The 15434-nt window shown below is 71.6% G+C and carries 12 protein-coding genes; 7 read left to right on the forward strand and 5 right to left on the reverse strand.

Going from position 1 to position 15434, the window contains the following annotated elements; genetic code table 11:
* Positions 1 to 96: 96 nt before the first annotated feature.
* The 3 genes from ACFO0C_RS35915 to ACFO0C_RS35925 form a co-directional block, all read right to left on the reverse strand.
* Complete coding sequence (locus tag ACFO0C_RS35915) at positions 97 to 519, reverse strand: response regulator (RefSeq protein WP_378071229.1); 423 nt, start codon at positions 517 to 519, stop codon at positions 97 to 99.
* A 64-nt stretch (positions 520 to 583) separates the two neighbouring features.
* Positions 584 to 1171, reverse strand: coding sequence for a hypothetical protein (locus ACFO0C_RS35920; RefSeq protein WP_378071230.1), 588 nt, complete (start codon positions 1169 to 1171; stop codon positions 584 to 586).
* A 48-nt stretch (positions 1172 to 1219) separates the two neighbouring features.
* Positions 1220 to 1885, reverse strand: a complete 666-nt coding sequence (locus ACFO0C_RS35925) for a response regulator transcription factor (protein WP_378071515.1) — start codon at positions 1883 to 1885, stop codon at positions 1220 to 1222.
* 42 nt (positions 1886 to 1927) lie between these two features.
* Between ACFO0C_RS35925 and ACFO0C_RS35930 the strand changes: the two genes are divergently transcribed.
* The 5 genes from ACFO0C_RS35930 to ACFO0C_RS35950 all read left to right on the forward strand — a co-directional run bounded on the left by ACFO0C_RS35930 (position 1928) and on the right by ACFO0C_RS35950 (position 8297).
* Entirely contained in the window at positions 1928 to 2488 is a 561-nt protein-coding gene (locus tag ACFO0C_RS35930) for a hypothetical protein (RefSeq protein ID WP_378071231.1), read from the forward strand.
* 185 nt (positions 2489 to 2673) lie between these two features.
* Positions 2674 to 5520, forward strand: coding sequence for a M28 family peptidase (locus ACFO0C_RS35935; RefSeq protein WP_378071516.1), 2847 nt, complete (start codon positions 2674 to 2676; stop codon positions 5518 to 5520).
* A 68-nt stretch (positions 5521 to 5588) separates the two neighbouring features.
* Positions 5589 to 6947, forward strand: a complete 1359-nt coding sequence (locus ACFO0C_RS35940) for a sensor histidine kinase (RefSeq protein WP_378071232.1) — start codon at positions 5589 to 5591, stop codon at positions 6945 to 6947.
* 103 nt (positions 6948 to 7050) lie between these two features.
* The gene (locus tag ACFO0C_RS35945; protein WP_378071233.1) at positions 7051 to 7545 is read left to right on the forward strand and encodes a Crp/Fnr family transcriptional regulator; all 495 of its coding nucleotides are present in this window, start codon (positions 7051 to 7053) and stop codon (positions 7543 to 7545) included.
* A gap of 65 nt (positions 7546 to 7610) precedes the next feature.
* Positions 7611 to 8297 (forward strand): CBS domain-containing protein, encoded by a 687-nt coding sequence (locus tag ACFO0C_RS35950; RefSeq protein WP_378071234.1) that lies wholly within the window; start codon positions 7611 to 7613, stop codon positions 8295 to 8297.
* 141 nt (positions 8298 to 8438) lie between these two features.
* On the opposite strand, the gene ACFO0C_RS35955 is transcribed toward ACFO0C_RS35950, so the two are convergent.
* A complete protein-coding gene (locus ACFO0C_RS35955) occupies positions 8439 to 11924 on the reverse strand; it encodes a PAS domain-containing hybrid sensor histidine kinase/response regulator (protein WP_378071235.1) in 3486 nt (1161 codons plus the stop codon).
* 66 nt (positions 11925 to 11990) lie between these two features.
* Here ACFO0C_RS35955 and ACFO0C_RS35960 point away from each other — a divergent pair, with 66 nt between their 5' ends.
* Both ACFO0C_RS35960 and ACFO0C_RS35965 read left to right on the forward strand, forming a co-directional pair.
* Complete coding sequence (locus ACFO0C_RS35960; protein WP_378071236.1) at positions 11991 to 12722, forward strand: sensor histidine kinase; 732 nt, start codon at positions 11991 to 11993, stop codon at positions 12720 to 12722.
* A gap of 10 nt (positions 12723 to 12732) precedes the next feature.
* The gene (locus tag ACFO0C_RS35965; protein WP_378071237.1) at positions 12733 to 14727 is read left to right on the forward strand and encodes a hybrid sensor histidine kinase/response regulator; all 1995 of its coding nucleotides are present in this window, start codon (positions 12733 to 12735) and stop codon (positions 14725 to 14727) included.
* On the opposite strand, the gene ACFO0C_RS35970 is transcribed toward ACFO0C_RS35965, so the two are convergent.
* Positions 14717 to 15424 carry an SDR family oxidoreductase gene (locus ACFO0C_RS35970; RefSeq protein ID WP_378071238.1) on the reverse strand — a complete coding sequence of 236 codons (708 nt, stop codon included), beginning with the start codon at positions 15422 to 15424 and terminating at the stop codon, positions 14717 to 14719. The genes ACFO0C_RS35965 and ACFO0C_RS35970 overlap by 11 nt on opposite strands.
* Positions 15425 to 15434 lie beyond the last annotated feature (10 nt).

The following is a 15434-nucleotide window of genomic DNA, read 5'->3' on the forward strand; positions in this document are numbered from 1 at the left end:
CTTGTTGAACTTTCACGGACCAGCATCGTCCGCGGATGTTGAATGATCAACAAAACTGAGGGTGGCGTGAATCACTTGCCGTCCGGCGACTGATCGTCACTGCGGGATCAGGTGCAGCTCCTGGCAGGCCGTCACGGTGGTCGTGTGCGAGTGGCGGCCGAGCGTGGCGAGGCGTTCGACGGCGTTGAGCACCTGCTCGTTGGGGCACGGCTTGGTCAGCAGCGCGCAGACGCCGTTCGAACCGGCCCGCGGGTCGCCGGGGTGCAGCTGCCCGCTGATCACCGCGATCGGGATCTCGGCCGACCGATCGCCGGCGCGGACGGCGCGGATCAGCTCCCAACCGTCCATCCGCGGCATCCCGATGTCGGTGAGCAGCACGTCCGGCGGTGCCTCCATGATCACTTCGAGGGCCTCGGCGCCGTCGCGGGCGCGTGACACCGTGAAGGGGGTCTTCCGGAACATCCGGAGCAGCAGCGCCGCGATGTCCTCGTCATCCTCGGCGATCAGCAGGACTGTCACGACGATCTCCCGGGTGTCTCGCCAATCGGCAGGATCAGGATGCGCCCCACAGGTGTCCGTGACATCACTTCCCCTGAGACGGCGATCGGCGGGTCGACCGGGTGGCCCGGGTCGCCGCCAGAATGGTCCGGGTCCGGGCGACCGTGGCGGAGGCCCGCAGGATCGCGGCCCGGGCGCGAGCCACGGTGTCCTGACAAGGATCCGGGCGACCGGGGCGGGCGATGCCGTACCGGGACAGCCGGTAGCGGACCTGCCGGTCGGTGGCGCCGGTCCGGGTGGCGATCTCCCGGACCGGCAGGCCGCGGCGCACGTAGAGGTCGCGCAGCAGGTCCGGCGGCAGCGGGTCGTCCGGGCCGCCGAGCGGGTGGTAACGCCGGGACCGGGTGACGGCCGCGCTCAGGCGCTCGTCGACCGCCGCGGGCGACAGACCCAGCTCCGCCGCGAGCGCCTCGATCGGTGTGCCCGACGACCAGCGGCCGACGAGGGCGTTCTGGGTGGTCCGCGGCCCGCCGGCGGTGATGGCGTAACGCTGGAGCCACGCGTAGCCGACGGCCCGGCTCAGCCCGAGCCGGGCACCCACCCGCGCGGGCGGCACACCCTCCTCGCAGACCCACTGCTGAAGGAGATCCGGATCAGGTCGGCTGCCGCGCACAGACTCCGATTATCAAGGAGCGCGCCGGTACGATCCTGACAAACGCCGTCATTGACCGGGCGCGGACAACCGGATCCCCACCCCGCGGACGGTGTGCAGGTAACGGGGCTGCGCGGCCCGCTCACCGAGTTTGCGCCGCAGCCACGTCACGTGCACGTCGACGGTCTCCAGCGACCGGCTCTCCGGCCACACCTCACCCAGCAGCTGCTGCCGCGACACCACCGTCCCGGCCCGCTCCATCAGGTAGGCGAGCAGGTCGAACTCCAGCCGCGACAGTTGCAGCGGCACGCCGTCGAGCGAGGCCGTGCGCGCCTGCGGATCGAGCGTCAGCCCGCCGACCGTGATCCCGTTGGCCGTGGTGCCGCGGCCCCGGCGCAGCATCGCCGCGATCCGGGCCTCGATCTGCTCCGCCGAGTACGGCTTGACCACGTAGTCGTCGGCTCCGGCCCGCAGCAGCCGGATCATCTCGCTCTCCGCCTCCCGGGCGGTCGCCACGACGATCGGCACCTGCGAGGTGAGCCGGATCCGGCTGAGCACCGCCGCCCCGTCGAGGTCGGGCAGCCCGAGGTCGAGCACCACGATGTCGGGTTCGCGCGCGGCGACCTCACGCAGGCCGTCGAGGGCGGTGGCACACAGCCGCACCTCATGGCCGGTTGCTGTGAGTAACCGGCCGATTGCTTCCCGGACGTCGACGTCGTCCTCGATCACCAGCACCTGGGGCATTGCGCCAGCGTATCGGTGATGCAGAATGTTCCGATGAGCCGGAGCTGGAGATATGTCGCGGGATGGCTCGCTGTGACGGTCACCGCGGTCACCGTCTCCTGGTTCGGGGTGCGGCTCGGCGTGGCCCCCGCGCTCACCGACGAGCCACCGGTCGCCATCGACGTGAACCGGCGGTACACCGAGATCCGATTCGGGCTGGCCGAGACCGAGCCGCCACCGTCCCCCTCACCGAAGCCGAGCCCGTCGGCCAGCCCGTCCAAGGTGAAACCGTCGCGTACCCCGGCCCGGACCGTCACCACCAAGCCACCGCCGTCGCCGTCGCCGACGCCGTCGGTGGAGCCGTCACCGTCGGTGGAGGACCGGCGGCCGCGCTACCGGGTGTCGGCCGACGGCGGGTCGATCATCGTGGCCTTCTCGTCGACCCGGGTGGACATCGTCGACGCCGACCCGCTGCCCGGCTACACCGCCACCGGCGCCCGCCGCAGCGACACGGTCGTCGTGGCCCGGCTGTCCGGGCCAGGGCACACGTCGGTCATCACCGCCTACTGGAGCGGCGGCCCGGCAGCGCAGGTCATCGAGGAGTACGGATCCTGATCCGGCCCGCACATCGATCGTCGTTACCGGGCCGATAGCAATCCTTCCGGTGCCCTTAAGGCAAGCACGGCGAGACTCCCACGGCACACAGAGATCGACTGAGAGTCTTGGGAGGATCGTCAGTGAGGCGTTCCCGCAGCAGAAGGGCGTTGCGCGTCACCGCGCTGAGCAGCGCCACACTGGTCATGCTCGGCCTGGGGGCGGCGTACAGCGCCGGATACTCCGGCACCGGCGAGATCCCGGAGCCCGACTTCTCCGACGGCGGCGCGGTCAGCTCCGCGGCCGCGGCCGACCAGTACGTGACCGGCACGTCGACCGGGTTCACCAAGGACCCGGACGCCACGTACACCCGCCAGTCGGTGACCACCACGACGCGTGGCCTGAACTACGTCAGCTACTCCCGTACCTATAAGGATCTTCCGGTCTTCGTCGGCGGCGACGTGGTCGTCGTGACCGACGCCAAGGGGACCGTGAAGGGCGGCACCACGACCGGCTCGGTCGAGGTGGCCACGACGCCCAAGGTGTCCGCGGCCAAGGCGGAGAAGGTCTCGCTGCTGATCCACCCGGGAACGGTCGCCGGCGAGCCGAAGCTCGGCATCGTCGCCGCGGAGGGCAAGGACCGCCTGGTCTGGGAGGTCGTCATCGAAGGTGACGACAGCCGGGCCCACGCCTACGTCGACGCGCGGACCGGTAAGTACGCTGGCTCCTGGGACGAGATCACCGGTGGCACCGGGCAGGGCCACTACGGCGGTCAGGTCACCATCGGCACCACCACCGGCACCGGCGGCTTCGAGATGCGCGACCCGGCCCGCGGCAACATGCGCACGATGAACGACACCACCGGCAAGATCCTCACCGACGCCGACGACAAGTGGGGCAACGGCACCGGCAGCGACATCGCCACCGGCGGCGTCGACACCCAGTACGCCGGCGGCGTCCTCTGGGACATGCTGAAGGCCAAGTTCAACCGCAACGGCATCGACGGCAAGGGCGGCGCCGCGACGATGTTCGTCGGCCTCACCGACGTCAACGCCTTCTACAGCTGCGCCGGTACGGGAGACGCCAGCCGCGACCAGACGAAGTACGGCCGGACCAGCGACGGAGCCCGCCAGGTCAACTCGGTCGACGTCGTCGCGCACGAGCTCGGCCACGGCGTCTTCTGCCATACCCCCGGCGGCAGCCGCGGCACCACCAACGAGACCGGCGGCCTGAACGAGGCGACCGGCGACATCTTCGGCACCCTGGCCGAGCACTTCGCCGCGAACCCGAACGACCCGGCCGACTTCCTCGTCGGCGAGGAGGTCAACCTCTCCGGCCGCGGCCCGATCCGCAACATGTTCAACCCGTCGGCCGTCGGCGACCCGAACTGCTGGTCCACGAAGATCCCGACGACCGAGGTGCATTCCGCCGCCGGCCCGCTCAACCACTGGTTCTACCTGGCCGCCGAGGGCTCGGCGCCGGCCGGCAAACCGGCCAGTACCACCTGCAACGGCTCCAAGGTGACCGGCATCGGGCTGTGGCCGGCCGGTGAGATCTTCTACCACGCGCTGCTGCGCAAGACGTCCGGCTGGACTTACAGCAAGGCCCGCAAGGCCACCCTGGACGCCACGCTCGCGCTGCACCCGAACAGCTGCACCGAGTTCACCGCGATCAAGGCCGCCTGGGACGCCGTCAGCGTGCCCGCCCAGGGCGACCCGACCTGCGCGGTGGCCGCACCACAGCCGACCCCATCGGCCACCACGGCGACGCCTCCCGTTTCGGCGTCGCCGTCGATCACCCCCAGCCCGGCCGCGACCCCCAGCCCGGCCGCCACCACCGCGAAGGCCGCCGACATCGACGCCGCCGCCCTCCGCGCCGACATCAACGAGTTCGCCCGGATCGCCAAGGCCAACAACGGCAACCGCGCCCACGGCACCACCGGCTACCAGGCTTCCATCGACTACCTCAAGCAGCGCCTGGACGCGGCCGGGTACACCACTCGCGTCCAGCAGTTCACCCACGGCGGCAAGACGGGTTACAACCTGATCGCCGATCTGCCCGGGCGTGGCGACCCCAACAAGGTCGTCATGCTCGGGGCGCACCTGGACAGCGTCACCCAGGGTGCGGGGATCAACGACAACGCCACCGGCTCGGCCGGCATCCTCGAGGTCGCGCTGGCCTACGCCGCCTCCGGCGCCAACGGTGACAAGGGCATCCGGTTCGGCTGGTGGGGCGCCGAGGAACTGGGCCTGGTCGGATCCAAGGCGTACGTGTCCTCGCTGAACACCGCCGAGCGCGCGAAGATCACCGGGTACCTGAACTTCGACATGATCGGATCGCCGAACCCCGGCTACTTCGTCTACGGCGACGACACCAGGGGCACCGCGATCGCCGCCGCGCTGAAGGCCGGGTTCACCGCCGAGGGCATCGAGTCACTGTCCACCGACATCAAGGGCCGCTCCGACCACGCCTCCTTCAAGGCCGCGGGCATCCCGACCGGTGGCACCGCCACCCTCAGCCTGGCGCCGGCGATGACCCAGGCCGAGGCCGACCTCTGGGACGGACAGGCCGGGCAGCCGTACGACCCGTGCTACCACTCCGGCTGTGACGGGGCCACCAACGTCGACTACGACGCCCTCGACGCGCACACCGACGTCGCCGCGCACGCCGCCTGGGCCCTGACCGGGGTGAAGGCACCGGCCGAGACGGCCTCGACGCGGGTGGAGAACACCGCCGACTTCGCGATCCGGGACCGCTCCGCGATCGAGTCGCCGATCACCGTCGAGCGCACCGGCCCGGCGCCGGCCACGCTCAAGGTCGACGTCGACATCCGGCACGGGTTCCGTGGCGACCTGGAGATCGACCTGATCGCCCCGGACGGCACCGCCTACCGGATCAAGAAGTCCAGCCGTTTCGACAGCGCCGACGACGTCAAGGTCGGCCAGACCGTCGACGCGTCCGCCGAGCAGGCGTCCGGCACCTGGAAACTGCGGGTCCGCGACCTCTACTCGGGGGACACCGGAACGCTGAACTCCTGGGCACTGACGTTCTGATCAGCGCTCGCCGGGCGTACCCCTCCCTATGGTGGGGTGCGCCCGGTCCGGCTATGGTCGGCGGTCCGATGAGACGAAGCTACGTACTGGTCGCCCTCGCCGTCACCACCCTGGTGGCGCTGGCGTTCGTGATCCCGTTGGCGCTGCTGGTGCACAGCGCCGTCCAGGACCGTGCCATGCGCGAGGCCGAACGCCAGGCCCTCGGACTCTCCGCGGTCGTCGTGGTGGCCACCGACCGCGAACTCGTCCTCAACTCGATCATGAGCACGCGCGCCGGGCAGAACGGTGAACTCGCCGCCCACCTGCCCACCCTCGGCACCGTCGGCGTCACCCGGGCCGGCGACGGCGCCGTCGCCCAGGTCCGCGACCGGGAGACCGCCGGCACGATCGGCATCGACGGCGGGCGCGTCTACCTGCGGCCGGTCGCCCTGCCGCAGGGCCTCATCGCGGTCATCGAGGTCTACGTCCCCGAGACGTCCCTGCGCGCCGGTGTCGGCACCGCCATCCTCGTGCTCCTGCTGGAGGCGGTCGTCCTCGTCGGTCTCTGCATGTTCCTCGCCGACCGGCTCGCCGCCCGGATCGTCCGGTCCACCCGCGACCTGGCACGCACCGCGACCAGCCTGGGAGGAGGTCAACTTCATGCTCGGGTACGCCCCAGCGGCCCCCGCGAGATCGAGGAGGTCGGCTCGGCGCTCAACCTGCTGGCCGACCGGTTCCTGGAACTGCTCGCCAAGGAACGCGCGCTCGCCGCGAACCTGTCCCACCGGCTACGGGTCCCCCTGACCGCGCTGCGGCTCAACGCCGAAGGACTGCCCGCCGGCGACGACCGGGACCGTCAGCTGCGCGTCGTCGACCGCCTCGAACACGAGATCAGCGCGGTCATCAGCGAAGCCGGCCGTCCGCTCGCCGCCCGGCCCCGGCTGCATTGCGACCTGGGGGCGGTGGTCGCCGACCGGACCGGATTCTGGGGCGCCCTCGCCGAGGACCAGGGCCGTTCCTGGCAGGCCGACCCACCGCCGGCCGGGATCACCGTGCCGGCCGCCTGGTCACGGGTCACCGAAGCCCTCGACGTCCTGCTCGGCAACGTCTTCCACCACACCGGCGAGGACGCGGCGTGCCGGGTCACCGTCACCCGCTCCGCCGACGCGGCAACGGTGACCGTCGACGACGCCGGCCCCGGTTTCGCCGACCCGGAGGGCGCGCTGGCCCGCGGCGCCAGCAACGCCGACTCCACCGGCCTGGGCCTGGACATCGCCCAGCGCCTGGCCGCCGACACGGGCGGCTCGTTCACGGTGGGCCGCAACGAGTGGGGTGGCGCCCGCGTGGCCCTGACCCTGCCTCTCGTCTCCGACGACTCCACACCGTCGTCGGCCCCCCACCGCGGCTGGTGGCGACGCCGCCGCGACGGCGCCCACGCCCGTCCATAGCCCACTTCGGGCGGCGCCCATCGGTGGGTCGTCCGGCCCTGCCGGACGGGCGGCGGCGTTTCTAGGGTGACGGGAGAAACGTCTGGGATCTGGTGAGGCGGCTATGCGAGATCTGACCACCTTCGACATGTTCGTGATGCATCCGCTGCTGCATGACCTTCCGGCGGCCTGGCTGCGGCGGCTCACCGCGCACGCCCGGCCCGTCGAGTACGGGCGGGGGCATCGCCTGTTCCACGCTGACGCTCCCGCCGACCTGCTGTGGCTGGTGCAGTCGGGGCACGTACTGCTCGATCTGCATGTCCCGGGCCGTGGTGACGTCGTCGTGGACCGGTGTGGTGAGTTCGTCGGCTGGCCGGCGCTGATCCGGTCGCGGCACTGGGATTTCGGGGGAGTGGCCGGTGAGGATCTGTCCGCGGTCGAGTTCCGGGCCTCCGGCCTGCGTGATCAGCTGGCGGACGACCCGGATCTGCGCTGCGAGTTCCTCGCGAGGATGCTGGGGATCGCCGACGGCAGTCTCGGTGCGGCCCGGCGGCGGCTGGCCGGGCTGGCCGCGCCGCCGGCGGAGACGTCGAGGACCCGGGACCGTCGGACCCCCTGAAGGAGACCAAGTGTCCTGCCGGGCCCGACGCGACCGTCCTAACGTCGGAGACGGAGGGAAACGACATGAACATCTGGCTGGTCAACGAGGTCATGACCGAGGGCGTCGTCGCGGTCACCCCGGACACGCTGTACCGGGAACTGATCGCCCTGCTCGCGGCGTACCGGATCAACGCGGTCCCGGTGGTGGACGGTGATCGTCGCGTGCTCGGGGTGGTGTCCGAGTCGGACCTGCTCCTCAAGATCGAGTTCGCGGGTGCGGACCGCCCGCGCTGGTTCGACCGGCGGGCCCGGGGCCTGCGGCGCAAGGCCGATGCCATGACCGCGGGTGAGCTGATGACGGCGCCCGCCGTGCTGGTCCGCACGACGACCGGGATCCGCACGGCCGCTCGCCGGATGGAGCAGGCCCACGTCAAGCAGCTGCCGGTGGTCGACTTCGAGGGCCGTCTGGCCGGCATCGTGAGCCGCGGCGATCTGCTGAAGGAACATCTGCGCACCGACGAGGAGATCCTCGCCGACGTCCGCGCGGCCGTCCACGAGGTCACCTACACCGAGAGCACCGGCCATGTCGTCGCCGCCGTCGACCGGGGAGCCGTGACACTCACCGGCCGTGCCGAACGCTGGTCGACGACCGTCCTGGTCGAGCGGCTGGTCCGGCAGGTGGCCGGCGTGGTGTCCGTCGACGCCCGTCTCGGCTTCGACTTCAACGACCGCGACCTGGTCAGGCCCGCGTCCGCGTTCTTCGCCGCCTGACCCCGCAGCCGCCGTCGGGTCCGGACCTGCTCCTCCTCCGAGGCCGGAACCCACCGGTGGTCCCCGGCCGGCACGGCGCCGGCCGGGGACACCACCGATCAGCGGCCGGCGCACGGTCGGCCGGGAAGGCGATCAGCACGGTCAGACCTGCGTCCAGTGTTCCAGCGTGGCCCGCAGCTTGTCCGGGTCGATGGGTTTGGCCAGGAAGTCGTCCATCCCGGCCTGGAAGGCCCGCTGCCGGTCCTCGGCCAGCACGCCGGCGGTCATCGCGATGATCGGGGTGTGCCGGTCCGGCGGCTCGTGCGCCCGCAGCTGCTCGGTGGCCTGATAACCGTCGAGCCGAGGCATCTGGCAGTCCATCAGGATCGCCACGTAGTCGCCGGTGGCGGCCAGCTCGACGGCCTCGGCGCCGTTGGCCGCGATGTCGGTGTCGTAGCCGAGGCCGGCCAGGGTGTCGACGGCGACCAGCTGGTTGATCTCGTTGTCCTCGGCCAGCAGGATCCGGCCGCGCCGCCCGGCCGGCGCCGGTGACGGCCGGTGCTCCTCGACCGCCGGTACGGCCGGCCCGAACCGTGACATCAGATAGTCGAACAGCACCGACGGCCCGATCGGTTTGGCCAGCACGTCGACGCCGGTGTGGTCGGTGAGCCGGTGCTCGGCCGACGGGTCGCGGCTCAGCAGCACGCAGAACGGCCGTGGCCGGATGTCCGGCAGGGCGCCCATGTCGGTGATCAGCTCGACGGCGTCCAGGCGCGGCACGTGATGGTCGATGACGGCGATGTCGTGCGGTTCGCCGTCGCGGCAGGCCGTGCTCAGCCGGTCGAGGGCGGCTTCGGCGTTGTCGACGGTGGTGACCCGCATACCCCACGCCTGCACGTGTTCGCTGAGGAAGGTACGGCTCGTGGCGTTGGAGTCGGCGATGAGCAGCCGGCGCCCGGCCAGACCGGCGTGGCGCGGGTGCGGTGCGGGCGTCGGTTCCACGGCGCCGAGTGCCACCGTGAAGTGGAACCGGCTGCCGACGCCGGGTTCGCTGTCGGCCTGCAGGGTGCCGCCCATCAGCTCGACCAGCTGGCGGCTGATGGTCAGGCCCAGGCCGGTCCCGCCGAACTCGCGGCTGATGGTGCCGTCGGCCTGGGTGAACGGCTCGAACATGCGGGTGATCTGGCCGGCGTCGATGCCGATGCCGGTGTCGGAGACGCTGAAGCCGTACCTCCGGCGGCCGCCGCCGACCTGGCCGAGCGGGTCGACGCGGATGACGATCTCGCCCTGCTGGGTGAACTTGACCGCGTTGCCGACCAGGTTCAGCAGCACCTGCCGTAGCCGGCCCTCGTCGCCGTGCACGATGGCCGGCAGGTCGGGCGGGTAGTAGCCGACGATGTCGATGGCCTTGTCCCGGGCCGCCGCGGCGCCCGCGTGGGCGACCTGTTCGAGCAGGTCGCCGAGGTCGAAGTCGGCCTCGGCCAGGGTCGCCTTGCCGGCTTCGATCTTGGAGAAGTCGAGGATGTCGTTGATGATCGCCAGCAGCGCCTGGGCGGAGGCCCGGATCGACTCGCCGTAGCGGCGCTGCACCGGCTGCAACGGCGTGTCGAGAAGCAGTTTGGTCAGCCCGATCACCCCGTTCATCGGGGTCCGGATCTCGTGGCTGACCATGGCGACGAACTGGGACTTCGCGGCCGCCGCGGCCAGCGCCTCGTCCCGTGCGGTGGCCAGTGCCTGCTCGGTGCGGACCCGTTCGGACACGTCCCGGATCGACGCCGACACCAGGATTCCCTCGTCGGTGTCGAGGGGCGCGAGGCTGATCTCCACCGGGAACTCGCTGCCGTCGCGGCGCAGCGCGCACAGGTCGCGGCCCAGGCCCATCCGGCGCGGGCTGGGGTCCGCCAGGTACTGGCGCATGTCCTCGTCGTGGTGGATCCGCAGCCGGGGCGGGATGAGGGTCTCCACCGGCCGGCCGATCAGGTCCGCCGCGGTGTAGCCGAACAGCCGCTCGGTCTGATCGTTGACCAGGCGGATGATCCTGTCGGCGCCGGTGATCACCATGGCGTCGGGCGCGCTGAAGATCAGCTGACGGAAGCGCTGCTCGGCCCGTTTGGCGTCGGTGACGTCGCGGGCCACCGCGTAGATGCCCTCGCCGGTCTCGGTCGGGGTGGCGTTCCAGTCCAGCCAGCGGTACTCGCCGTCGCGGGTGCGGTACCGGTTCTCGAACGAGATCGTCGGCATCAGCCCGTCGACCAGGGAGACGTTCTGGGCCACGGTGCGGTTGACGTCGTCGGGGTGCACGAACGTCAGGTACGGCCGGGTGGTCATCTCCTCGCTGGTCCAGCCGAACAACTCGGTCCACGTCGGGTTGACCCGGGTGAAGTACCCGTCGCGCGAGGCGATGCACATCAGATCGCGGGACAGGGTGAAGAAGTGGTCCAGTTCCTCGGCCATCTGCCGTCGCTGCGCCTGTTCCCGGTCGCGTTCGGTGAGGTCACGGTAGGTGACGATGAGCATGGTGACGTGCCGGTCCGAGGAGATCGGGTGGATGCTCGCGAGTACGGGAAGGAGGCTGCCGTCCCGGTGCCGCAGGGTCGCGCTGAATTCGACGCTGCGGCCCGAGACCAGCACGTTCTCCAGCTCGCGGGCGCAGTGCTCGGAGCCGTCGGGCGGCCACCAGGGATAGGGCGGGCGCATGCCGACGGCCTGCTCGATGGGGAAGCCGGTGATCTCCGACCAGCGCTCGTTGACCCGCAGGACCGTGCCGTCCGGGGCGACCGCCGCGACCCCCTCGATCAGTGCGGTGAGCACGGTGTCGCTGAAGTCGTGCTGGCCCCGCAGCTCGGCGATGAGTTCGAGACGGCCGGCGTCGGCGGCGTTGAGCATGTGCCCGGCGCGCAGCAGCACCAGGTAGAGGGTGAGCAGCAGGAGGGTGACGACGATGTTCGCTTTGAAGCCCTCCAGATCGATGCCCCTGCCTGTCATCACCGCCAGTGACAGGCCCAGCAGAACCACGACCGCGGCCACCGCCGGAGCCAGCCGCCGGACCGCCCGGCTGCCGAGACGGCGGCTGCCGAAGACCTGCACGGCGAGCCCGTCGGGCCGGCTGACCGTCACGGCCAGCGCCAGCAGCAGCACGACCGTCTGCGTGCTCAGCGGGGTGGGGACGGCGTCGCGGTCCCAGTAGAGGGCGGCCAGCCCGAGCAGGCGGGCGAACGAGCCGACCACGATGACCAGGGCCGCCGTGACGGACAGTATCTGGGACGGGAGGTGACCGCGGTTGCGGCCCACGTCGAGCAGCAGCAGGGCCAAGCCGATCAGCAGGAACGCGACCGGCGACCGCGGTGGGTAGGGGTTCGGGTCGTACTCGATGGCCGCATAGGCGGCCCGGCCGATCACGTAGACCGCCATCAGCCGGACGGTCCACCGCTGCCACACACCGGTGCGTTCCGGCCCGGCCAGCAGCAGCCCGGCCGCCGTGATGCACGTCATCGTCGCGCTGTGTGATGTCATCAGCCTCTCGCCCGGCATCAGCCGGCTCAGGCCGGTGCCCCACCGGTGGTCGGCCAGCGCCAGAACGCCGAGCAGCAGTGCGGCGAGCGTCGCGCCCCGCCACACGAAGATCCGGCTGGTCCAAGAAACCGTCACAGGACCAGCGTCACCAATAAAATGTGAGCACAAGACTTATTCACGGAACTATCCGTAGGAAAGCACATGGATCAAGCCGGCCAGGAGACGGTCGCCATCCCCGTGCCCGGTGATCCGTTCGCCGGGGCGGCGCTGTCCCGCCTGGGTCACGAGCTGCGCGGCCCGCTCGCCGGGATCGTGGGGCTGACCAAGATCATGGGGCGCAAGGTGGCCGACGGGGCCACCGACGCGGCCCAGCGGGCCCGGCAGCTCGACATGATCAACAACAGTGCGACCGAGCTGCTGGCCACCGTCGAGCGGATCGTCGCCCTGGCCCGGGCCGCGGACGCCCGCGATCGGCCGGAGCCGGTGGACTGCCGCGCCGTCTGCGAGACGGCGATCGCCGCGACGGCCGCCGCCGCCCGCGAACATCATCGGGAGGTACGGCTGGAAGCCCCGCCGTCCCCGGTGACCGGTCTGGCGAACCGTGACGACGTCCGCGACGCCGTCACCGAGCTGCTCGACAACGCCATCAAGTTCGCCGACGGCCGTGCCGTCCACGTCGTCGTCCGCTCCGAGCCCCCGGCGATCGAGATCCGTGACGACGGCCCCGGTCTGGCCGCCGACGAACGCGAGCAGGTGTTCCTGCCGTTCGTCCGCGGTCACGCCGCCCGCGACCGGGGAGTCGCTGGGACCGGGCTGGGCCTGCCCCTGGCGGTCCGGCACGCTCACCGGTGCGGCGCCGGTCTCGCCGTCCGCACCGGCGGTGCCGGTACCACCTGCACGCTCACCCTGGCCCCGCTGACCCCCGGCCGCTGAAGGAGACCCGATGGCCACCGTCCTCGTCGTCGATGACCGCGCCACCAACCGCGAGGTCGCGCGGATCACCCTCGACGACGGCGGTCACGAGGTCATCGAGGCGACCGCCGGTGCGGAGGCCCTCGAGCTGGCCCGCCGCCTGCACCCGGACATCGTGCTCGCCGACGTGGTGATGCCCGGGATGGACGGCTACGAGTTCGTCCACCTGCTGCGCGCCGACACCGGTACCGCCGACATCCCGGTGCTGCTCTACACGGCCAACTTCGGTCCGGAGGAGGCCGGGCCGATCGCCGCGGCCTACGGCGTCACCCAGGTCATCTCCAAGTCCGCCGACCCCGGTGAGCTGCTCGCCGCCGTCGAGGAGGCTCTGCGCGGCGAACCGGGAGCCACCGCCACCGACCCCGGCCGGGAACACCTGCGCGCGGTCAACGCGAAACTCGTCGAGAAGGCGCTCGCCCTCGACGAGAGCGAGGCCCGGTTCGCGGCCCTCGCCGACGTCTCACCGGTCGGCATCGTCTCCGGTCCGCCCGGGCTGCACGCCACCTACACCAACCCGCGCCTGAGCGAGATCACCGGCCTGCCCGCCGACCGGCTGCGGGGCGACGGCTGGCTGCGCTGCCTGACCAGCGACGACCGCGCCGTGCTGACCGGGCACGGACTGCCCACCGGACAGGCCGCCTACTACGGCGAGATCGTCCTGGAGGCCGGCCGGCGCCGCTGGCTGCACACCACGGTCCGGCGGATCGACGACGCCGAGACCGATCCGGCCGGTTTCGTCGCCACCGTCGACGACGTCACCACCGTCGTGCAGGCCGAGCAGCGCCGACACGCCGAGGAGCGGCGCCGCATCGCCGAACGCTTCGACAGCCTGGCCCGGCTGTCCGGCGCGATCGCCCACGACTTCAATAACATGCTCAACATCGTGCTGTCGTTCACCACGTTCACGGCCGACGCCGTCCACGACGCCACCGGCTCGCCGCTGTCCGGTGACGACGCCGCGGCCATGCTCGCCGACCTCGACCGGATCAGCACGGCCGGCAAACGCGCCGCCTACCTGGCCCACCAGCTGCTCACCTTCGGCGGCCGCGAGGTCGTCGCCCTCACCGTGCTGGATCCGAACGCCGTCATCGCGGAGGTCACCGCGATGCTCGGTGCCCTCGGCCCGAGGATCAGCACGGTCACCGACCTGCAGCCGGACGTGCGCAACGTGCTGGCCGACGGCGCCCAGCTCACCCAGGTGCTGCTCAATCTCGCCACCAACGCCCGGGACGCGATGGCCGACGGGGGAGTCCTGACCCTGACCAGCCGGGACGTGACGGTCACCGGCGACGGCCGCGGACCGGCCCTCGGCCCCGGGCGGTACGTGTGCCTGACCATCCACGACACCGGGCACGGCATGACCGCCGAGGTGCTGGACCGCGCCGTGGAGCCGTTCTTCACCACCAAACCCAAGGGGCACGGTACGGGCCTCGGGCTGGCCACCGCGTACGGCATCGCCCGGCAGTCCGGCGGCGACCTGCTGCTCGAATCGGAACCGTCGCGCGGCACGACCGTGCACCTCTACCTGCCGGCCACCGACGACCCGGTCGCCCACGTCACCGCCCCCGCCGCCGGGCCGGCCGGCGTCGGTCACACCGTCCTGGTCGCCGACGACGAGGACGGTGTGCGCGAGGCCGCCCGCCGGATCCTGACCAAGGCCGGGTACACGGTGCTGACCGCCTCCGACGGCCGGCAGGCCCTGGACATCGCCCGCCACCACTCGCACCGGATCGACGCGGTGCTGTCCGACGTGGTGATGCCGCACATGAACGGCCCGGAACTCGCCGCCGTGCTGCGGGTCGAGTTCCCGGCCGTCCCGGTGCTCTACATGTCCGGATACGCCGACCCGCTGATGTCCGAGCAGGGTCTGCTGGACGCGTCGGTCACCGTCGTCGGCAAACCGTTCACCGCCGAGCAGCTGGTGACCGCCCTGCACGCGGTGCTGACCGTCGCGGTCACGCCGTGAGAGCGGCCGCCGCCTCCCGGTAGATCACCGCCGGGTCCTCCGCCAGCCACGCCTTGACCTGCCTGCTCCAGGAGTCGGCGAGCACCTCGGTCCGGTCCGCCTCGATCCCGTCCAGGGCGGCGGCCACCACCACCTCGGGCGCGGCCTTGTCACCGGAGTACCAGGCCATCATGTCGGTGTCGGCCGCGCCCAGGTGCAGGCCGGTGACCAGGGTCCGCTGGGCCGCCAGCTCCAGGCGGGCACTGTTGGTCAGCGCCCACTCGGCCGCCTTCGCCGCGTGGTAGGCGCCCGCCCCGTCGAAGGCGAGCCATGAGATCGCCGACAGCACGTTGAGGATCGCCCCGCCGGCCAGCTGCGGCGCGAACGCCCGGATCACGTTCAGGGTGCCGTAGAAGTGGGTGTCCATCTCGCGGCGGATCGTCGCCAGGTCGCCGCTGATCAGGTTGGCGCCGGTCGAGATGCCCGCGTTGTTGACGAGGATGTCGACGTCCGGCGCGGCGACCGCGGCGGCCGCGACCGAGGTGGTGTCGGTGATGTCGAGCCGTACCGGGATCACTCCGGGTACGTCGACGAGTTCGGGGCGGCGGGCGGTGGCGTACACCTTGGCGGCGCCCCGCTCGACGAGCGAGCGGGCGAACTGCCGGCCGAGGCCCCTGTTCGCGCCGGTGACCAGGACGTTTGCTCCGTTGATCTGCATGCTGGATACG

The organism is Actinoplanes subglobosus, assembly GCF_042650585.1.
Taxonomy (GTDB): domain Bacteria; phylum Actinomycetota; class Actinomycetes; order Mycobacteriales; family Micromonosporaceae; genus Actinoplanes; species Actinoplanes subglobosus.